Source organism: Paenibacillus athensensis, assembly GCF_004514475.2.
GTDB lineage: Bacteria > Bacillota > Bacilli > Paenibacillales > NBRC-103111 > Paenibacillus_AL > Paenibacillus_AL athensensis.
The window spans coordinates 227994-247088 of record NZ_MYFO02000002.1 but is presented as its reverse complement, the minus strand read 5'-3'; the positions used below and the strand labels follow the sequence as shown (position 1 = coordinate 247088).

General features: G+C 58.1%; 18 protein-coding genes, 1 CRISPR repeat array and 1 other annotated feature. Of the genes, 2 read left to right on the top strand and 16 right to left on the bottom strand.

Annotated features, from left to right (window positions below):
* Positions 1 to 89: 89 nt before the first annotated feature.
* Complete coding sequence (locus B5M42_RS05145; RefSeq protein WP_230632691.1) at positions 90 to 551, top strand: hypothetical protein; 462 nt, start codon at positions 90 to 92, stop codon at positions 549 to 551.
* A gap of 168 nt (positions 552 to 719) precedes the next feature.
* Here B5M42_RS05145 and B5M42_RS05140 read toward each other — a convergent pair whose 3' ends face one another.
* The 6 genes from B5M42_RS05140 to B5M42_RS05115 form a co-directional block, all read right to left on the bottom strand.
* A complete protein-coding gene (locus B5M42_RS05140; RefSeq protein ID WP_167690166.1) occupies positions 720 to 2417 on the bottom strand; it encodes a LysM peptidoglycan-binding domain-containing protein in 1698 nt (565 codons plus the stop codon).
* A 316-nt stretch (positions 2418 to 2733) separates the two neighbouring features.
* Entirely contained in the window at positions 2734 to 3615 is an 882-nt protein-coding gene (gene pheA, locus B5M42_RS05135; protein WP_134755676.1) for a prephenate dehydratase, read from the bottom strand.
* Positions 3612 to 4586 carry a homoserine kinase gene (gene thrB / locus B5M42_RS05130; protein WP_134755677.1) on the bottom strand — a complete coding sequence of 325 codons (975 nt, stop codon included), beginning with the start codon at positions 4584 to 4586 and terminating at the stop codon, positions 3612 to 3614. Before thrB ends, pheA begins: the two co-directional genes overlap by 4 nt.
* A gap of 7 nt (positions 4587 to 4593) precedes the next feature.
* A complete protein-coding gene (thrC, locus tag B5M42_RS05125; RefSeq protein ID WP_134755679.1) occupies positions 4594 to 5658 on the bottom strand; it encodes a threonine synthase in 1065 nt (354 codons plus the stop codon).
* Positions 5659 to 5711: 53 nt separating this feature from the next.
* Entirely contained in the window at positions 5712 to 6998 is a 1287-nt protein-coding gene (locus tag B5M42_RS05120; protein ID WP_134755681.1) for a homoserine dehydrogenase, read from the bottom strand.
* Positions 6999 to 7041: 43 nt separating this feature from the next.
* On the bottom strand, positions 7042 to 7494 hold the full coding sequence (locus B5M42_RS05115) for an ACT domain-containing protein (protein WP_134755789.1): 453 nt from the start codon (positions 7492 to 7494) through the stop codon (positions 7042 to 7044).
* A 228-nt stretch (positions 7495 to 7722) separates the two neighbouring features.
* On the opposite strand from B5M42_RS05115, the gene B5M42_RS05110 reads away from it, so the two are divergent.
* A complete protein-coding gene (locus tag B5M42_RS05110; protein ID WP_230632689.1) occupies positions 7723 to 8247 on the top strand; it encodes an NUDIX hydrolase in 525 nt (174 codons plus the stop codon).
* Between the two features lie 93 nt (positions 8248 to 8340).
* Here B5M42_RS05110 and B5M42_RS05105 read toward each other — a convergent pair whose 3' ends face one another.
* From B5M42_RS05105 to B5M42_RS05060, 10 genes are all read right to left on the bottom strand, one after another.
* Positions 8341 to 9456, bottom strand: coding sequence for a C40 family peptidase (locus tag B5M42_RS05105; RefSeq protein WP_134755683.1), 1116 nt, complete (start codon positions 9454 to 9456; stop codon positions 8341 to 8343).
* A 236-nt stretch (positions 9457 to 9692) separates the two neighbouring features.
* Positions 9693 to 10748, bottom strand: coding sequence for an anthranilate phosphoribosyltransferase (locus B5M42_RS05100; RefSeq protein ID WP_134755685.1), 1056 nt, complete (start codon positions 10746 to 10748; stop codon positions 9693 to 9695).
* Between the two features lie 170 nt (positions 10749 to 10918).
* Positions 10919 to 12211: direct repeats of the CRISPR family, unit length 32 nt; unit sequence GTTTCAATCCACGCTCTCGCACGGAGAGCGAC.
* 270 nt (positions 12212 to 12481) lie between these two features.
* On the bottom strand, positions 12482 to 13783 hold the full coding sequence (gene obgE / locus B5M42_RS05095; protein ID WP_134755687.1) for a GTPase ObgE: 1302 nt from the start codon (positions 13781 to 13783) through the stop codon (positions 12482 to 12484).
* 12 nt (positions 13784 to 13795) lie between these two features.
* A complete protein-coding gene (locus B5M42_RS05090) occupies positions 13796 to 14548 on the bottom strand; it encodes a Spo0B domain-containing protein (protein ID WP_134755689.1) in 753 nt (250 codons plus the stop codon).
* A gap of 149 nt (positions 14549 to 14697) precedes the next feature.
* Positions 14698 to 15009 carry a 50S ribosomal protein L27 gene (rpmA, locus tag B5M42_RS05085; protein ID WP_134755691.1) on the bottom strand — a complete coding sequence of 104 codons (312 nt, stop codon included), beginning with the start codon at positions 15007 to 15009 and terminating at the stop codon, positions 14698 to 14700.
* A gap of 4 nt (positions 15010 to 15013) precedes the next feature.
* Complete coding sequence (locus tag B5M42_RS05080; RefSeq protein ID WP_134755693.1) at positions 15014 to 15358, bottom strand: ribosomal-processing cysteine protease Prp; 345 nt, start codon at positions 15356 to 15358, stop codon at positions 15014 to 15016.
* 16 nt (positions 15359 to 15374) lie between these two features.
* On the bottom strand, positions 15375 to 15686 hold the full coding sequence (gene rplU, locus B5M42_RS05075) for a 50S ribosomal protein L21 (protein ID WP_134755695.1): 312 nt from the start codon (positions 15684 to 15686) through the stop codon (positions 15375 to 15377).
* Positions 15687 to 15699: 13 nt separating this feature from the next.
* Positions 15700 to 15784 (bottom strand) — a sequence feature (ribosomal protein L21 leader region).
* A 55-nt stretch (positions 15785 to 15839) separates the two neighbouring features.
* On the bottom strand, positions 15840 to 17003 hold the full coding sequence (locus tag B5M42_RS05070; RefSeq protein ID WP_134755697.1) for an Rne/Rng family ribonuclease: 1164 nt from the start codon (positions 17001 to 17003) through the stop codon (positions 15840 to 15842).
* 21 nt (positions 17004 to 17024) lie between these two features.
* A complete protein-coding gene (locus tag B5M42_RS05065) occupies positions 17025 to 17912 on the bottom strand; it encodes a M50 family metallopeptidase (RefSeq protein ID WP_134755699.1) in 888 nt (295 codons plus the stop codon).
* Positions 17905 to 18942 (bottom strand): M23 family metallopeptidase, encoded by a 1038-nt coding sequence (locus tag B5M42_RS05060; RefSeq protein WP_167690168.1) that lies wholly within the window; start codon positions 18940 to 18942, stop codon positions 17905 to 17907. The genes B5M42_RS05065 and B5M42_RS05060 overlap by 8 nt, the downstream gene beginning before the upstream one ends.
* Between the last annotated feature and the right edge of the window lie 153 nt (positions 18943 to 19095).

Genomic DNA, 19095 nt, shown 5'->3' with positions numbered 1-19095 from the left:
GCGCGGCGGTGCGGCTTTGGGCCGAGAGCATGGCGCGGGCGCGGCGGCCCGGCTTTGGCCCGAGAGCATGGCCGGGCGGCGGCGCGGCTTTGGGCCGAGAGCATGGCGCGGGCGGCGGTGCGGCTTTGGGCCGAGAGCATGGCGCGGGCGGCGGTGCGGCTTTGGGCCGAGAGCATGGCGCGGGCGGCAGCGCGGCTTGGCCCGAGAGCATGGCCGGGCAGCGGCGCGACTTTGGCCCGAGAGCATGGCCGCGCGGCGGTGCGGCTTTGGGCCGAGAGCATGGCGCGGGCGGCGGCGCGGCTTTGGCCCGGGAGCATGGCGCGGGCGGCGGCGCGGCTTTGGCCCGGGAGCATGGCGCGGGCGGCGGCGCGGCTTTGGCCCGGGAGCATGGCGCGGGCGGCGGCGCGGCTTTGGGCCGGGAGCATACAGGCCGAGCTGCGATCCAAGCGCAAATGCCACGGCGGAGGGCCGGTCGAGCTGCTCATCCGGCCGGTAACAGTCGCTGCACCGACCTGTCAGCCGCCGTGTGGCCTACATACCACGCTCCATAAACGTCGTAAGGTCGCAATCCGGGCGTTGCACACCCCATCTTCGCAAAAAGCCCCGCGGCGAGCAACAACCGGCGCACAATGCGTTCCGTTCGTTGCTCACGCCACGGGGCGCAAGCAGCCGTATGAGCAGATTTACCCGTAAAGGATATGATACCGCTGTCGGCTAAACTACACGTTGATCCAAGGGCCGTTGGCTTTGGCTTCCGGGCGTGCCGGACTGTTTGGCCGCTTGCGGGTTAATGCGTGCAGCGAAGCGCTGCCTGCCGCTCTGCTCTTGGCCTTGCGCACAGCCGAGCTGCCGATTTTGCCGGAGACCTCAGATTTGGCGGCGTTTTTGGACGGCCGAACATCCAACTCGACCTTCTCCTCTTCCATGTCCGTCGTAAGCTGATGCGTCTTCACTTGCGGCGAAAGCAGCGGCGTACCGGAATAAGCTTCCTCTATGCCTGGCATTCCCGACATCGCAGGCATTCCGGGCATTCCGGACATTCCAGACATTCCGGGCATCCCGGGCATTGCAGACATTCCTGGCATTCCCGGCATTCCGGGCATTGCAGACATTCCTGACATTCCGGGCATTCCCTGCTGCGGGAAGCCTGCAGGCGGCATGCCGAAGCCGGGCCCGCCCATCGGCGGCGCAAACGGCGGGCTCATCGGGCCGCCGGGCATCGCCATGCCGTAAGGCATGGGACTCATCGGGCCGCCGGCTGGCGGCATGCCCGGCGCGCCCATCCACGGCGGCGAGAAATCCCCCCCGACCGGATAACACGGGCCGGGGTAAAGCTCCATCGGCCCCGGCGCGCCCGCAGGGCCGGTCGGGAACGGCGGCGGCCCCATCGGCAGGCCGAACGCCGCAGCCATCGGCGGCTGGCCCATCTGCGGGACCGCCGCCGGCAGCATCTGCGGCGGATACATCGCCGCAGGAAAGCCCGCGCCCGGCCAGGCTTCGCCGGCGCCGGGCATCGGCTGTACGGCTGCCGGGCCGCCACAGCCGCAACCGCCTGCGGCAGCCGCCACGGACGGCATGCCGTTAGGCATCGGCAGCCCATAGGTGCTGCCGCCCACTCCCGCCGCCTCCCACGGGAAGGCTGGCGGATAAGCCGGCATGCCTGCGGCGGCCGGATCGTAGGCTCCGGCTGGCGGCATGCCGGAAGCGAACACCTCCGTAGCTGTAATCTCCAGCTGCTTGAACGGATGCGCCGCTTGCGGATAAGGCTGGCTCAAGCCGATGTCGCCGCCCGTAGCCGACAGCGGCGGCGGACAAAGCGGCCCTGCCGGCAAGCCTACCTCGTCGGCAGACGGGCCGGAAATGACCGCCGGCTCCTCGGCGTCTGGCTCCGCCGGCGCGGCCGGGGCGATGATCACCGTCACTTCCTCCGGCATCGGCATCGGCGCCGGCATAGCCTCTTCGGCAACCTGTGGAGCCGCTGGCGCTGCTTCCTGAACAACCTGCGGCATTTCCTCCGCGGGCGGCGCGACCTCCTGCGGCAGCTCCGGCTGCGGCACAGGCTGCGGCTCGTGCGGCGTCGCGCCCCACTTCGGAATAAATACAATGTCGCCGGTCATCAGCACGTTCGGATTTTTCAAATGCGGATTGGCCTGCAGCATCGCCTGCAGCGGAACGTCCCAAGCCTTGCCGAGCTTCCACAAGCTGTCGCCCTGCTGCACAACGTGCTTGTAGGCGATCTCCATTGCCGGCGGCGCAACCGGCTTGGGCGCGCTCGGAATTTTCACCTTCGTGCCCAGCTCGACTCTGTTCGGATCGGCAATTTGCGGATTCAACGCAATAATTTGCTCTACGCTGACCCGGTACTTTTCTCCAAGTCCGTACAACGTATCGCCCTGTTTGACCATATGAATTCTCAAACCGAATACCTCCTTCAAATGGTGGCCTCTCCGGGTGCCCATTTTCCATGACTGTACAGTTTATGCATCAGTCTGGGCTTTTGACCTTCTTACGGGCAAAAAAAATCCCTCCCGCTCCATGCGAAAGGGATTCCCGCCTATTGATAAACCTTGAGACCACCCACTTGCCCCGGCTTCGGAAGCAAGAGCCGTGCAAGCAGCCCCAGCGACTTGCAGCTTGGATTTACGCCTCAGGCCCCTGCAGCGCTAGCGATGCCCGCTAACGGACCTGTCGTTCCGGCAGCCTTCGAAAAACAGCCTGATCTGTACGCAAGCCCTACGCTTCCGTGGAATGCAGCGCATACGCATAGCTCGGATAACATCCCAGAATGCGAACCTGGCAGCCGATCGCTTCGATTTCCTGAATCGCGCCCGGCAGCAGCACCGAATCCAGCGAGCCTTCAATGTCGATATAAAAATAGTAGTTGCCCAGCTTTTTTTTGGTTGGACGGGATTCAATCTTCGACAGATTGATCCGCCTCCAAGCAAACGCGGACAGCACCTGATGCAGCGCGCCGGGATAGTCCTCGGGCAGCGTGATCAGAATCGTCGTCTTGATGTGAGCGGACGGCTTCAGCTCGGGAGCCTCTTGACCCACCAGCAAAAAACGCGTCATGTTGTCTTTGTGATCCTGAATTTCCCGCGATAAAATCGGCACGTTGTACAACGCCGCAGCCGCAGCGGTTCCAATCGCCGCTACGGTCGGATCCTTGAGCGCCCCGGCCAGACGCACGCCTTCAGCCGTGCTGGTCGCAATCTCGAATTCAGCCCCGCTCAGGTGCTGCTTCAAAAAGCGGCTGCACTGCGCCGGCACGACATGGTGCGACATAATGCGGCGGATGTGGGCGTACGGGTTGTCCGGATCGATTGGACCTTCCGGCACATAGCCGATCAGGTTCATGTCAATCGGATACACCCATTCCCCGCGAATCGGCAGGTCGACCTCATGAACGAGCCAGTCCATGTGCAGGACGACGGAGCCTTCCAGCGTATTTTCCACTGGAATGACACCCAACTCGCAGTCGCCGCCTGCCGTCAGGTTGAACACGTCGGAAATCAGCTTGCACGGCACGTAGTCATAGCTGTCCGCTCCCAAAAAATGAAACGCCGATTCCTCCGAGAACGTGCCCGGTCCGAGCAGCGCAACCCGCTTCTTCATGCTCTCACCTCGCCTTGCACCGCCAGCATCGCCTTCAAATCGGGCGCGCCCGGCGCAAGGGGCTCGGTCGTGACGCCAGCCGACGCCGGCTTCAGCCACAGCGTCTTGGCTTCGATCCCGTGGCGGCTGAACGTCGATTTCAGGAACGCCTCCAGCTCGTCCTTGCGGTCGCTGCGGGTATCGACGAGCGCAAGCATCGTCGGCCCTGCGCCGCTCAGCGCCGCGCCCAGCGCGCCGTGCCGGTCGGCCTGTTCGAGAATCTCCGTCATGCCGGGGATCAGCGCCGCGCGGTGCGGCTGGTGCAGCGCGTCCTTCATCGCGTGGCGAATCATGCCGAGATTGCCGGTCGCCAGCGCCGCAACGAGCACAGAGGCGTGGCCGACATTATAGACCGCTTCGCGCAGCGAAAGCTGCTGCGGCAATACGCCGCGCGCCTTCTCCGTCGAGAGCTGGAACGCCGGAATAGCCACCAGCGCCTCCAGATGGGCGTCCGGCTCCAGCCGTACATATTCGGCCCGCTCGCCGTCCCAGAAGGCGACGACAAGCCCGCCGAACAAGCTGGCCCCGACGTTGTCGGGATGCTTCTCCAGCCTCGTGGCGATCTGGAACAGCTCTTGCAGCGTCAGCTTGTCGCCGATCAGCGCGTTGGCGCCGGCCAGCGCGCCGACAATCGCCGATGCGCTGCTGCCGAGGCCGCGCGTCAGCGGAATGTCGCTGTACATGGCGATGGACAGCTCGGGGTGCGAAACGCCGGCTGCATCAAACACCATTTGCGCCACCTTGTAGACGAGATTCGTTTTGTCGGTCGGCAGTCCCTTCATTTGGTCGCCGATCAATTCAATCGTCGTTTCCTCGGCAACGGCCATGTCGATCCAGGCGTACAGATCAAGCGCCATGCCGAGAGCGTCAAAGCCGGGTCCCAGATTGGCCGTGCTGGCCGGAACCTTTACGCGAATCCTGCTGTTGTGCATGAAAAGCTCACCCCTCCAGCTTTTGGATGGCTTCCATAACCGCTTCTTCGGAATCCTGAACGACCAGCGGCTCGCCGCCGGTTACGCTTTTGATCGCGATGTTCGGGTCCTTCAAGCCGTGTCCGGTCAAGACGCAGACAACCTTCTCGCCGCCCTTGAAATAACCTTCGGCTTTCAGCTTCATCACGCCGGCAATCGACGCCGCCGAAGCCGGCTCGGCAAAAATCCCTTCCTTCGCGGCAATCGTCCGGTACGCGTGCAAAATCTGCTCGTCCGTCACGAAGTTGATTTGGCCGCCCGACTCGTTCGCTGCATTCACAGCGCTGTCCCAGCTGGCCGGATTGCCGATGCGGATCGCTGTAGCGATCGTTTCCGGGTCGCGGATCGGCTCGCCTTTGACAATCGCCATCGCGCCTTCGGCTTCAAAGCCGATCATCTTAGGCAGCGACGACGACTTGCCCGCTGCATGATATTCTTTAAAGCCTTTCCAGTACGCCGTGATGTTGCCGGCGTTGCCAACCGGAATCGCCAAGTAGTCAGGCGCTTGGCCGAGCTGATCGCACACTTCGAAAGCGGCTGTTTTTTGTCCCTCGATGCGGTACGGATTGACCGAGTTCACCAGTGTGATCGGATGCTTGGCCGTGATTTCGCGGACGATTTCCAGCGCCCGGTCGAAGTTGCCTTCAATCGCGATGACCTTGGCGCCGTAGATGATCGCTTGCGCCAGCTTGCCGAGTGCAATGTTGTTGTTCGGAATGAGCACGATGCAATTCAAATTGCCGCGTGCGGCATAAGCGGCGGCAGCAGCCGACGTATTGCCGGTGGACGCGCACATGATCGTGCGGCTGCCCTCTTCCATCGCTTTGGCCACAGCCATCACCATGCCGCGGTCCTTGAAGGAGCCGGTCGGGTTCAAGCCCTCATATTTGAAATAAACGTCGAGATCCAGCTCCTCGGACAGTTTGTCCGCGCGAATCAGCGGCGTATTACCCTCGTGCAGCGTCAGCAGCGGGGTTTGATCGTTAACCGGCAAATATTGTTTGTACGTTTGAAGCAAGCCCATATATCTCATTATTGTATAGCGCCTCTTTTCTATAAATTAAGCTCACGAAATTAACCTTACGATTAGCCTTCTACGCGGTATACGCTTTTGATCGCATGGATGACGTCCATTGTTCCGAACTCGTCGAGCACCTTTTTCATGCTCGCCTGGTTGGCGTCATGAGTAATGATGATAATTTCCGCTTGCGGCTTGCCGGCATCCGGATGCTGCACGACGGATTCAAGGCTAACCTCGTGACGGGCAAAAATTTGCGTGATTTGCGCCAGCACGCCCGCTTTGTCTTCCACTTGCAGGAGAATGAAGTTTTTGTAGGCGATTTGCTCGTCGGTCTTCAGCTTCTTCTCCTTGTATGGAGCCAGCACTCGGCGACCGTTGATGCCCAGCTTCAGGTTGCGCACGACGGCAACGAGATCGGCGACCACGGAGGTTGCCGTCGGCAGCTCGCCCGCGCCCGGGCCGTAAAACATCGTCTCGCCTACGGCTTCGCCGTATACGTAGACGGCATTGAATACGCCGTTGACCGATGCGAGCGGATGGGAATTTTTGACCAGTGTCGGCTGTACGCTGACGGAAATATGACCGTCATTGTTTTCGGCAATGCCCAGCAGCTTGACGGTGTAGCCGAGCTGTTTGCCGTACTGGATATCTTCCTTGGAAATTTGCGAAATGCCCTTCGCGCCGACATCGCCGAGCGCTACAGGAGCATGGAAGCCCAGCGTGGCGAGAATCGTCATTTTGCGCGCTGCATCCAGACCTTCGACGTCGGACGTCGGGTCGGCTTCGGCATAGCCGAGCTGCTGCGCTTCCTTGAGCACGTCGGCGTACGCCGCGCCCTCTTGGCTCATTTTGCTCAAAATATAGTTGGTCGTGCCATTCACGATGCCCATGATCTTCGTGATCCGGTCGGATGAGAAGCCTTCGACCAGCGTGCGGATGATTGGAATGCCGCCGGCCACGCTGGCTTCATACAACACGTCGCAGCTTTTCTCTGCCGCCTTGGCCAGAATCTCCGCGCCATGCAGCGCCATCAGGTCCTTGTTGGCCGTAACGATATGCTTGCCGCCGGCCAGTGCCGTCAGAATATGGTCTTTGGCTACAGACACGCCGCCCATCACTTCCACGATAACGTCAATGTCCGGATCGCCAACGATGTCCCACGGATTCTCCGTCAGCTTGTCGGGATCGACCGCAATGCTGCGGGCCTTGCTTTTATCTTGCACCAAAATTTTGGCGATTTCAATGGCTGCGCCGGTTTGCCGCTGCAAATCCTCCTGATGGCCTTCCACAATGCGCACAACACCGGTTCCTACGGTGCCCAGTCCCAATAATCCCACTTTAATCGGTTTCATTCCATACCCTCCCGGTTTGCTTATCTGGATAAGCTTCTCTTCATTATCCGCCTTGTCCGATCACGACTGCTCTTCGCAAGCCCTCCTGCGCGCGCAAGCGGTCCAGCAAATCGCCAATCCGCTCGCCCATCAGCGAGGTGTCCACCGACAGTACGACGTTGGCCATGCCCTGCAGCGGAATCGTCTGGTGAATGGTCAGCACGTTGCCGTCCAAATCGGCAATCAGCGCCAGAACGCGCGACAAAATGCCGGCGCGGTGCTCCAAATCCATCGAAATCGTCACAATGCGTTCGCGATCCAGCTTGCTGAGCGGATGAATCGCATCCTTGTATTTGTAAAACGCGCTGCGGCTTAAACCGACAAGCTCGACGGCTTCATGGACCGTCTTGACGGCTCCGCGGGCCAAAAGCTCCTTGGCTTGCAGCGTCTTGAGCACACCTTCGGGCAAAATATCCTCGCGGATCAAATAGTACCGCTCCTGCTCGTCCGGCTTCATCGGCTCGAAAAACTCTTTGGTCTCGGACACGTTTCTTAATCGTCCTCTCTGGAAAGACTGATGTTTCCGTATAGTGGACATTATAGCGAAATGACGCAAGCGAAGCAATAGGTAAATTTCCCGGCCCGCATTCAACCATTGCCGCACTCTCTGCCGCCGTGATAAGCTGTGAAGGAATTGCCGCAAGGCGCTGCTTGCTTGGACTTGATTACGCTTGGAGGGAATCGCTTGCTGCCTTCGATTCGATTGCGGATGTTGTCCGTTGCGCTGCTATGGAACAGCCGGGACGAGTTGTTAATGATGAAACGTTCGCTGCTGCGCACCTTGTCGCCAGGTCTGTGGGGCGCTGTGGGCGGCCATATGGAGCCGGAGGAGCTGAACGATCCGCGTTCAGCTTGCGTGCGCGAGATATTCGAGGAAACCGGCCTCACCGAAGGGGATATCGCCGGGCTGGAGCTGCGCTATGTGCTGCTGCGGCTGAACGGGGCGGAAATTCGCCAGCAGTTTTTTTACGTCGGCCATACCGACTGCGATCCGCGAATCGCGACCTGCGAAGGCGATTTGCACTGGGTTCCGCGCGCCGAGGTGCTGAACCGGCCGCTGCCGTTTATTTTCAGGATGCTGCTGGAGCATCATTTGTGTCATGGCACGGCGCCTGGCGGCCATCCGTGGGTTGGTACAGCTGGACTGAACGGCCCTGCCGACACGCCCGGCGTGCTCTGGACGCCGCTCGTCGATCCCGGGCAGATCTAGCCGGTGGCCGCGTTTCTTTTTTGTACCCTTAGATGAAAAAAAGCCGCTTCGCTCAGGTTCTCCCCGCACGAAACAGCTTCTGACTGCTTTACTTTAAAACGCACTGCCGCCAAACATGAAGCGATACTCCCAATGAGTCCCGGCAATATTATCAATGCGCACGCCGCCGCTTTCTTTGGAATACGTATGAAGGATTTGTCCATTACCCAAATAAATGCCGGAATGCGAAATCGTCTGCGCCGCTTTATTGATGCCCGAATAGTTGGAAGCCGCCGTTCCTTTATAATCCATAAAAAACATGATGTCGCCCGGCTTGAGCTGCCGCCAGTCGGTTGTGGCTCCGCCAAGCGATTTGACGTAAGCGCCCTGACTGCGGGAATCCGAAGGCAGCTTCAGGCCAAGCCCGTCCAAAAAGGATTGACGCACAAAATCCGAGCAATCGAACGTGGCCGTGTTGGAACGGCTGGAGCCGTATTCGTAGGGCGTGCCGAGATATTTTTTGCCTGCTTCGATCACTTTTTGCGCCTTCTCGCTGGACGGAATCGGCGTTGGCGTTGGCGTCGGTGTCGGCTTTGGCGTCGGTGTTGGCGTTGGCGTTGGTGTCGGCTTTGGCGTCGGTGTTGGCGTTGGTGTCGGTGTTGGCTTTGGCGTCGGTGTTGGCGTTGGAGATGGCGTTGGCGAGCTCGGTACACCAGACGCTTGTATGTATTTCGCGTTGGTGCTGACATAACCTGTACGGCCGCTGGCATCTTGAATTTTATACCACCAGCTGTTCGTTTTTTCTAAAATTTGCACGTTCTCTCCGGCTTTCAGATAGCGAATCCACGTCGACGTCTCGCTGGCTTGCTCGCGGAAGCTGACGCTGGCGACAATAACGCCGGTCCCCGGCTTGGCTGCACCATTGTCCGGCTGCTGCGGCACAGTCGGCGCCGACAGATCGAGATAACCTGCATTGGCCGATACATAGCCAAGCTTGCCACTCGTATCCTGAACGTAATACCAGTAAGCGTTGACTTTTTCGACCACAGATACAGCTTCTCCGGCTTTCAGATAACGGATGCGGGTTGAATTGACATCAGGCGCTTCGCGGAAGCTGACGCCGGACAGGACATGCGCTTCGGTGGCCGCCGCCGCACGCGGGACGAGCGGACCTGCAGCGCCTAGCGCGATGGCCGGGACGAGCAGCAGAGCTAATAATTGTTTTTTCATGATGTAGTCCTCCTACGGTGAAAGATTAGAGTCGTTAATGTGCCGAGAGGAAGAAGCATGCAAGATGTACCGTGACATTATGGTAACATATCCAATGACGAGCGTTTAGCTGTAAATCCTGCCAATCCGCTTCGCCGCGCATATTCAGACATCATTGTGGGCAACGTTCCGACTGCCGATACTGCCGATCCGGTCCGCATGCGCAAAAAAACACGCGCCTGATGCACGTGTTTTCGTTAATTGGCCCGCAGCCCGGCCTCCTGCATATACAGCCTTGTGCTGAGCTCGCTCCAGCGACGCAATAGCTTATCGGCTTCTTTACGGCGCAGCAGCGCGTCCGCAAGCTGAAAGCCCTCTTCATAGCTGGTTACTTTATCAAACCACATCAGCCGCAGCCCCGCATTGAAAACAATATGATCCCGTTCCCTCCGCAGCTCAGGTCCGTCGTCGCCAGCGAGCAGCCGCAACAGCACGGCAATTTGCTCCTCCCGGTTCATCGGCGTCAGCGGGCCTGCGGCGAAGCCAAATTTTTGCGGCTCGACCATTCGGGATTCGTCGCCCCACGGCGTTACGATGCGGATCAGGCTTTTTTCACAAATCGCCAAATCCTCGGAGCCCTCCATCCCCTGCACGATATAGACGGTCTGAAAACCGGATTGCGCGCAAATCGGCACCAATGTCTCCATCATCGCCCTGCTGCGTACCCCTATGATCAAATTGGACGAATGCACCGGATTGATCATTTTCTCTACCGTGTTGATCACCGTCCGCACCCCGAGTTGCTCCCTCACCTGCCGCAGTCGGCCAATGGGGGGACAGAGACGATCCGTCCACAAAAACCCAATCTGGTGATGCACGAACACGGTTTCCCACGCATGCACTGATAAATCAACGGCGACGCCCAGCCCTTCGACGATCTCTTTTAACGATACGCCCAGCTTCGGGGGCAGCTTGCCGCTGCCATGCAGCACCTGGGGAAAACCGACGGAAGCGAGCAGCAAGCTGACTGCCAGCGAGACGGGGACAAAATGCCGGCCTTCGTAGGGGCTTATACTGTTAAGCGAATGCTTATGCTCAATGAACGGCAATCGATGAGCGCGGAATACATCGACAAAGGCTCGAAGCTCTTCGCCGGTCTCCCCCTTCATCCGCAGCGCCATGAGAAAAGCGGCATTTTGCGCATCTGTGGACTCACCTTCGGCTATGGCACGCGCCGCAGCCACCGCCTCTTCATACGTCAAATCGCGAGCGGCCGGGCCGCCGTTTCCTACAGCCTGAATCCACTCTTTCATAAGACGACCCCTCCCGTTGTTATTTATACGTTAGTTTATATAACTTAAAAACGTTGATATGTTGATTTTATAATAAAATCGTAAAGGTTTTTGAAGTTTGTGTCAAGTTTCATTACATTAAATTCACAAGGAAAGATAAAAAAATAAGAAGCCTGTTGAGGCTTCTTGATGTTTCAAAACACGCTCTCGCACGGAGAGCGATCTTAGTCAGTGCGAATTTACCTGGCTGACCTTTGTTTCAATCCACACTCTCGCACGGAGAGCGACCCCGGACAGCGGTAACTTGCAGCCGGTCGGCCCGGTTTCAATCCACACTCTCGCACGGAGAGCGACAAGCAGCTATCGCAGCAAATTGGACAAATCATTGCTGTTTCAATCCACACTCTCGCACGGAGAGCGACGCGGAGCCGGAGCGCTGGAGGCGATGGACAGCAAGTTTCAATCCACGCTCTCGCACGGAGAGCGACTCGGGTTGAGGGGATTCGAGCCGCCCCACAAGTCGTTTCAATCCACGCTCTCGCACGGAGAGCGACTTGAAGCCACAGACGAAAATATTGCTATGGTCAAGTTTCAATCCACGCTCTCGCACGGAGAGCGACATGAAGGCCGGAAAAAGGTATGCAGAAGTACGGGGTTTCAATCCACGCTCTCGCACGGAGAGCGACTATCCGAAATGGTCGTCGCCATGACTAACTACCTGTTTCAATCCACGCTCTCGCACGGAGAGCGACTACGATGGTTGAACTCCATGATCCTGCCACACTGGTTTCAATCCACGCTCTCGCACGGAGAGCGACTTGCCTTATATATGTCGCGCCCGTCTTTTGGTAAGTTTCAATCCACGCTCTCGCACGGAGAGCGACCAGCAATACTAGACAAGGTAGCAAGAAAAGGGTAGTTTCAATCCACGCTCTCGCACGGAGAGCGACCGCGATTGGAATTGTTAAAAAGCTGATCCCCGCGTTTCAATCCACGCTCTCGCACGGAGAGCGACCTCGGACAATGCCAAATAATATGAGCAACTATCTGGTTTCAATCCACGCTCTCGCACGGAGAGCGACCATTGCCGCTCGAAATTTCGGACGGCGCAACGCATCGTTTCAATCCACGCTCTCGCACGGAGAGCGACTGCCGACCAATGTTTTCGGGTTATCCGCCGATTTGTTTCAATCCACGCTCTCGCACGGAGAGCGACTATGCAGCGACACAAAAATCGAAAATCCGTTAATTGTTTCAATCCACGCTCTCGCACGGAGAGCGACGATACTTGTCAAAATCCCCAACCTGTTTAGTGTCCAGTTTCAATCCACGCTCTCGCACGGAGAGCGACTACGTTCGTTGTTCCGCATCCCAATGATCAGGAGGTTTCAATCCACGCTCTCGCACGGAGAGCGACGATATCATCACGCATATTGCGCCGAACACAACGGGGTTTCAATCCACGCTCTCGCACGGAGAGCGACAGCACCCTTGTCAAACCCTTGCCCCGCAAGGCTTTGTGGCGCAATTTGCGCGAACCTGTCCGCGGAGGACTGATTGACAAGTGATTTTTATAAAAATTTACCAGATAATCACTGCTTTGTCCAGACGAAAACCTTATTGCACAAGGCTTTTTACGGTATGCGCAGATTTGCGCGAACCTCCCGGGGTTTTCATGTGCGCTTGGGGTTCGCGCAGCGTCCGTCCCACCTACACAAAAACACCCTTGATCGCCAAGGGTGCTCTCGCTTCTGCTATTCGCGCTCCACAAATTCAAACTCAAAATCGGCAATCCGGATCGTCTGCCCGTCGACAGCGCCGCGGCTGCGCAGCTCACGATCAATGCCCATATTGCGCAAAATCCGTGCAAAACGCATAATCCCGTCCTGCGTGCTAAAGTTCGTCCGCTTGATGAGTCTTTCAATCGACGGACTTTCCACAATGAACGTATCGTTCTCGCGACGAATGGTATAGTCCATCTCCTCGCGTTTTTCGAAGCGGAAAACCTTACGCTCCTCCACATCCGCAACCTCTTCTACCTCCGGCACGTCCGGGATGCTCTCCAGCAATTCAGCAATCCGGTAGAGCAGCTCCTGTACGCCGCTGCGCGTCAACGCCGAAATTTCGTAAATATCCAGCTCACGCCCGTCCGCAGCAAGCTGCTCTTTGAACAGCTCCAGGTTATCCGCGGATTCCGGCATGTCCATTTTATTGGCGACCAGCAATTGCGGGCGCTGTTCCAGCTTGGCATTGTAGAGCTTGATTTCTTCGTTGATTTTGTTAAAATCCTCATACGGATCGCGGCCGTCCGCAGCCGACATGTCGACCACATGGACAATGACGCGGGTTCGCTCTACATGGCGCAAGAACTCATGCCCAAGGCCCACGCCCACATGCGCGCCTTCAATCAGCCCCGGCAGATCGGCCATGACAAAGCTGCGTCCGTCGCCGACATCGACTACCCCGAGATTCGGCGTCAGCGTGGTAAAATGATAGGCGGCGATTTTCGGCTTCGCTGCCGACACCACCGACAACAACGTCGATTTACCAACGCTCGGAAAGCCGACCAGCCCGACATCGGCCATCACCTTGAGCTCCAGCACCACCCAACGTTCTTCACCGTCTTCGCCGTTTTCGGCGATTTCCGGCGCCGTATGCTGCGAAGTCACAAAACGCATATTGCCGCGCCCGCCGCGTCCGCCATGAGCCACGACAACTTCCTGTCCGTGCCAGGTCAAGTCGGCGATCACTTCCTGCGTATCGTCGTCAATGACAACCGTGCCCGGCGGCACGCGCACGATCATATCCTCGGCGTTTGCGCCATGCTGGGCCTTGTTGCGGCCCTTCTCGCCGCGCGGCGCCTTGAAATGCTTTTGATAGCGGAAATCCATCAGCGTGCGCAAGCCCTCGTCAACACGGAAAATCACGTCGCCGCCACTGCCGCCGTCGCCGCCGGCCGGACCGCCCTCGGGCACATATTTCTCCCGGCGAAACGCCACGACCCCGTCGCCGCCGTCGCCGCCTTTTACGAAAATCTTCGCCTTATCTACAAACATCGTTACACCTCATTATGTGTGAAACGGCAGCCGCAACGCGATTACCGCTTCTTCCTCTTGAAAGTCGCTCGTCTCCAGCCCGTATGCCGGACTGCTCGACAGCCTGCTATGAATCGCCCGCTCCAGCGCTTCGCGCTCGTAGCTGCCTTGGTATACAAAATCAATCAGCAAATGATCGTCCCCCGCGTCAAACTCCAAGCTGAGCACGCCGCTGCCGGTCAAATCCGAGCCGCTGTGCTCACGGAACAATTCCACGGTATCCCGCACTAGCGACGAAATCAGCTCCGCGCTCACCGGCAGCTGCTGCAGGTTGACTTCCTGATCCAGCCCGACCTCCAGCTGCAGTGAGCGCGACTGCACGCGAAAAGTAATCAGAAAAGCGATCAGCGAAGGAATGCCCAGCTTGGACACGTAACCTTCCTGCTGAATCTTTACTTTTAGCTTTTCCATAAAAGGCTGCAATTGCTCATATTTCTTTAACTGGATGTAGCCGAACAACAGCTGCAAGTCGTTCAACCAGTCATGACGCAGACGGTTGACCACCTGCAAAATACTGGCATGATGCTGCTGCTCACGCTGCATCGCGTCCAGATCAGCTTGCTCGCGTTGCCGGCTCAGCTCAAGCCTGTGGGCTGCCCAGCCGGCTGCAGCCGAAATAATCAGCAGCGCTGCCCGCACCGGCCATGCATCCAGCAAAAACAGGCCCGTCCATCCGATCAGCACAATCGCGAGCAGATAGACCTGAACCCCGCTTGTTCGCTTCATTCCCGCTTCTCCCCGTTCTCCGCATGCTATGTAACCGTTTCTCAGTATAACATTAAAACTGGAAATTATCACCACTTAGTTACAGCACGTGGACAACCTGTTGCATAAACAAAAAACCCCAGCGAACTTATCGCTCGCCGGGGATTTTATTAAACTTCAACTGCAGCAGCTACGGGAGCTACTTCAACCGGGTACACGCTCACTTTTTTGCGATCGCGACCCCAGCGTTCGAATTTCACTACGCCTTGTACCAGAGCAAACAGCGTATCGTCCTTGCCGATGCCTACGTTGTTGCCCGGGTGAATTTTCGTGCCGCGTTGGCGCACGAGAATGCTTCCGGCTGTAACCGTTTGGCCGTCAGCACGTTTTGCGCCAAGGCGCTTCGCGATGCTGTCACGTCCGTTCTTCGTCGAGCCTACGCCCTTCTTCGAAGCGAATAACTGGAGATCCAACTTCAACATGGTGTCATCCTCCTTTGCTATAGATGGTTTCAATCGTTATATACTCACCGTATGATTGTTCAATGGTTTGCAGCATGACGAGCATTCCTTCCAGCAGCAGCTGCACCGGCTTGCGCTTCTCTTCCGGCAAAGGCGGGAGCGTAATATCCAACAGCCCTTTGTCCATCTCGTGAAGCGGAATAATGCCGGTCAATTGCTCAACCGCATTACAAGCTCCGACCGTGACGGCCGATACCGCGGCGCAAACCAAGTCCTTGCCGGGCACGTCATATTCTGCATGGCCCTCCACCACAAAAGCCGTGATGTCGGTCTGTTCCGGCGATTGCCGCTCTATGGTTACATAGATCATAAGGCGCGCCTCTTAATTAAGCTTGGATTTTCTCAACAACCACTTTCGTGTAGGGTTGACGATGACCTTGCTTTTTGTGATAGTTCTTTTTCGCTTTGTACTTGTAGACGATGATTTTCTCGCCTTTGCCGTGTTTTTCCACTTTCGCGGATACGGCTGCGCCGGATACCAGCGGGGAACCGACTACCAGTCCGCTCTCTTTGGATACGGCAAGCACACGATCAAAAGAAACTACTTCGCCTTCAGCCGCATTCAATTTCTCGATGTAAAGAACATCGCCCTCTTGAACTTTGTACTGTTTGCCGCCAGTCTCGATAATTGCGTACATTTCGTTGCACCTCCTCATGTCTCAGACTCGCCTATGTCCAGGTGGGGACCTGTCCCGCTTATAGAACTCATACCTGATTCGCGCGGTTACAGCGCATGCCTAAGCAACACACTTTTGCTATTGTAACACAGATACGTCTGACTATGCAACCGTCTATTTGCGCTTGCGCGTCATTTCGAGCAGGCCCAGCTTGGTCCAGCCAACGATCACCGTTTTGGAACGGTCCTTGCGAACGGCTTGCGAGATGGTTTCCATAACGACCGTGCGGTTGTGATCAGAGCTCATATCGATAAAATCAACAATGATGATGCCGCGAATATTGCGCAGCCGCAGCAGCCTGGGAATTTCCCACGCCGCTTCGCGGTTGATTTCGAAGACGGTCTGTTCCAGATCGACGGAGCCGGTATACCGCCCCGTGTTCACGTCGATCACCGTGAGCGCCTCGGTCTGGTCGATGATCAGGTAACCGCCGCTCGGCAGCCAGATTTTGCGGCGCAAGCTGCGGCTCAATTCCTCGGTGATGCCGAACTGGTCGAACAGCGGCACCTTGCGGTCGTAGAATGCCAGCCGCCCCGGCCAGCGCGGGCTCGCCTTGCGGATTAAAGTACGCATTTCCTCATAAACGCCGCGATCATTAATCCAAACCTCCTGCACATCGTCGCTGATCACATCGCGGGCCAGCCGCGGCAGCAGGTCCAGATCCTGGTACAGCTGCGACGGAGCCGAAGCGCCCTCTCGCTTCGACAGGATCGCGTTCCAGAGATCGCGCAGATTTTGCAAATCCTCGCGAATCGCTTCCTCGCTTTGCCCGATCGCTCCGGTTCGCAGGATGACGCCCTCGCCCGGCTGTAGCATACCCTCGGCAATCTGCTTGAGCCGCTGTCGTTCGGCCTCCAGATCGATTTTGCGCGAAATCGCAATGTAGTCGGCATCCGGCATGTAGACCGTCCAGCGTCCGGGAATGGATACGTGCGTCGTCACGCGCGCGCCCTTGGTGCCTTCCGGCTCTTTGCTGATTTGCAGCATCAAGCTTTGGCCCGGCTCGACAAGGTCGGTAATCGGCGGCTTGATCTTCGGCTGCTTGTCCATATGGACGGGGAGCAAATCATCTATATAGAGAAATGCGTTCTTGGCTAGACCGATATCGACAAATGCGGCTTGCATGCCGGGAAGCACGTTAACGACACGGCCCAAATAAATGCTGCCTGCTCGTTTCGTATCAAGCGGATACTGCGCATCCGCCTCCACCAGCCGCCCCTCCTCCAGAAGCGCGGATTGGGTGAGCTCGGGAGCGCAGTGTATGATGAGCTGCTTCATGCTTTCACCTCAACGCCTATTCTACATGAAAAGCTCCGAAACTGCACTCCCCGCTTTTTTCCCCTCCAAAAATCCCCTGACCAGCTGCTGCTCCGGAACGACGGCTTGAATGCGTCCGCGCTCCCCCAATACATAGATCAAATGGTATTTGTCGCGCATCAGCAGCTTGACGACATCGGCGATGCGCCGCCCCTTCGGCACCACAATCGGCTGGGCCAGCGCACCTTGCCCGATCAACGATTCCGCACGCAAGCTGCGGTTCATCAGGAAGCGCATAAAGTGAAACTGCCGCTGCTTGAGGGCATACCAGTTGGACACGAGCAAAAACAGCCCGATGACTGCCAAATTTAGCTGCAGACGACTGCCGGCACCGCCAAAAACGCCTTGACCGATCGCCGCAAGCACGACCCCCGAGCTCAGGACAAGACTCGCCCACACGCTGTAAACCATTGCGCGATGATACGACATCGCATACGAAAGCAAGCACATCATCACCTTCCCACCGTCCAGCGGCAGAATCGGCAACAGATTGAACATCGCGATCATCGCATTCACCTGCCAAAAATACCCCCACCAGTCGCCGCCCGGCGCGCCGACCGCCTGCATCGCCCAAGCGAGCGCCATCATCCATACATGCTGAAGCGGTCCGGCTAACGCCACCAGCAGCTCCTCGCGGGCCGAGACCGAGCCAAGCTCTTCAACAACAGCGACACCGCCAAAAGGCAGCAGCTGCACCTCTTTGACCCGCCAGCCGAAGCCCTTCGCCGCGGCAACGTGGCCTAATTCATGAATCAAAACGACGCCAAACAGCGTGGCTGCTTCGAGAAACAAGCCCGTAACCGCCGAACCGAGCATCATGAGGATAAACAAAGGATGAAACCGGTACCGCGTCCCGAGCCATTTAGTCAAAAGCGATCACTTCCGTCGGATTCGCCGGCTTGCCGTCACGGGTAACGGCGAAGTACAGCTTGCCCTTGCCCGCTTCGCCCGCTGACGCTTTGCCAAGCGCTTCACCGCCTTTGATCCAGTCGTTCGTCTGCACCGGCGAATCGCTAACCCAGCCGTACACCGACTGCAAGCCGCCCGGATGACGGATAACAATCGTGAATCCTGTATGCTCCTGCACGCCGGCAAAAACGACCTGACCCGTGTCAAGCGCATAAACCGGCGCATCGGCAGCCGTTTGCAGCAGCACGCCCAAATGTGCGCCGGCGTCAAACGGCGTACTTACGACGCCTTTGGCTGGCGAGAATAACGTCCGTTTGCTGGCGTTCACCTTGACCGCTTCCCCGTTTTCTCGGCTGCGGAAGCTGGGGATGAACGAAGGCGAGCCGCCGAAGCGCTGCGCATACCAGACCGACAACGTCTGGTAATCAAAGGGCTCGGTCAGCGCGGACGTTACCCAGCCTCTGCCGGCCGAAGCCCACGGCTGTTCGACATGAAACAGCCCCCAGACGCCAGCGAACAGCACGAGGCTGACCATCAGCTTTACGGCAAGCGCCGAACGCCGGGACGGACCGCCGGGGCCGTCCTGATCGCTTTCCGCTCCGCCGCCGAACCAGCTGCTGCGCCCGTTCAGCACCGCGTCATTTTCGTATTTGTAGCGCCAAGCAAATTCCGGATCCTCCATGCGCCGCTGCCATCGGGCCCGATCTTCCGTCATCGGCTCCCGCTCCTCGTCCGACGCACCAGCCGGACGCGGTGCAAGCGGCGAACTCGTTATGCCGCTCCCGCTTCCGGACCCGCCGTACCGACCAGCTCCCATGCCGGCTGCTGGTCCTGTTGCAGCTCCGCCTGCTGGTCCGGCTCCGTTTACCGATCCGAATCCCGGTCCCCTTCCTGCTCCCGGCCACTCAGGTCCGCCTCCCGCTTCCCCGGCTTCGCGCAAAAGCCGCAGCCGTTCCATACGCCGCTGCTTGACTGTATCCTTGACTTGCATGGAAGTCCCCTCCCTCATTCATAGCTTGTTTACTTAAAGCGTATGAAGCGCGGGACAAGATTATGAAATCACGCTTCGTTTGACGGAAGCCTCTTGGAGCCGGGCAAGCAAAAAAGCGCTGCGCCTGACCGCTCGGGGCCATTGCGCAGCGCT

What these genes read in the sequence shown, in the direction of transcription:
- B5M42_RS05070 (WP_134755697.1), bottom strand. Translation starts at nt 17,003, where the DNA reads ATGAAGCAGCTCATCATACACTGCGCTCCCGAGCTCACCCAATCCGCG.
- rplU (WP_134755695.1), bottom strand. Translation starts at nt 15,686, where the DNA reads ATGTACGCAATTATCGAGACTGGCGGCAAACAGTACAAAGTTCAAGAG.
- B5M42_RS05080 (WP_134755693.1), bottom strand. Translation starts at nt 15,358, where the DNA reads ATGATCTATGTAACCATAGAGCGGCAATCGCCGGAACAGACCGACATC.
- rpmA (WP_134755691.1), bottom strand. Translation starts at nt 15,009, where the DNA reads ATGTTGAAGTTGGATCTCCAGTTATTCGCTTCGAAGAAGGGCGTAGGC.
- B5M42_RS05100 (WP_134755685.1), bottom strand. Translation starts at nt 10,748, where the DNA reads ATGAAAGAGTGGATTCAGGCTGTAGGAAACGGCGGCCCGGCCGCTCGC.
- B5M42_RS05090 (WP_134755689.1), bottom strand. Translation starts at nt 14,548, where the DNA reads ATGAAGCGAACAAGCGGGGTTCAGGTCTATCTGCTCGCGATTGTGCTG.
- obgE (WP_134755687.1), bottom strand. Translation starts at nt 13,783, where the DNA reads ATGTTTGTAGATAAGGCGAAGATTTTCGTAAAAGGCGGCGACGGCGGC.
- B5M42_RS05115 (WP_134755789.1), bottom strand. Translation starts at nt 7,494, where the DNA reads ATGAAGCCGGACGAGCAGGAGCGGTACTATTTGATCCGCGAGGATATT.
- B5M42_RS05105 (WP_134755683.1), bottom strand. Translation starts at nt 9,456, where the DNA reads ATGAAAAAACAATTATTAGCTCTGCTGCTCGTCCCGGCCATCGCGCTA.
- B5M42_RS05060 (WP_167690168.1), bottom strand. Translation starts at nt 18,942, where the DNA reads ATGCAAGTCAAGGATACAGTCAAGCAGCGGCGTATGGAACGGCTGCGG.
- thrC (WP_134755679.1), bottom strand. Translation starts at nt 5,658, where the DNA reads ATGAGATATATGGGCTTGCTTCAAACGTACAAACAATATTTGCCGGTT.
- pheA (WP_134755676.1), bottom strand. Translation starts at nt 3,615, where the DNA reads ATGAAGAAGCGGGTTGCGCTGCTCGGACCGGGCACGTTCTCGGAGGAA.
- B5M42_RS05120 (WP_134755681.1), bottom strand. Translation starts at nt 6,998, where the DNA reads ATGAAACCGATTAAAGTGGGATTATTGGGACTGGGCACCGTAGGAACC.
- thrB (WP_134755677.1), bottom strand. Translation starts at nt 4,586, where the DNA reads ATGCACAACAGCAGGATTCGCGTAAAGGTTCCGGCCAGCACGGCCAAT.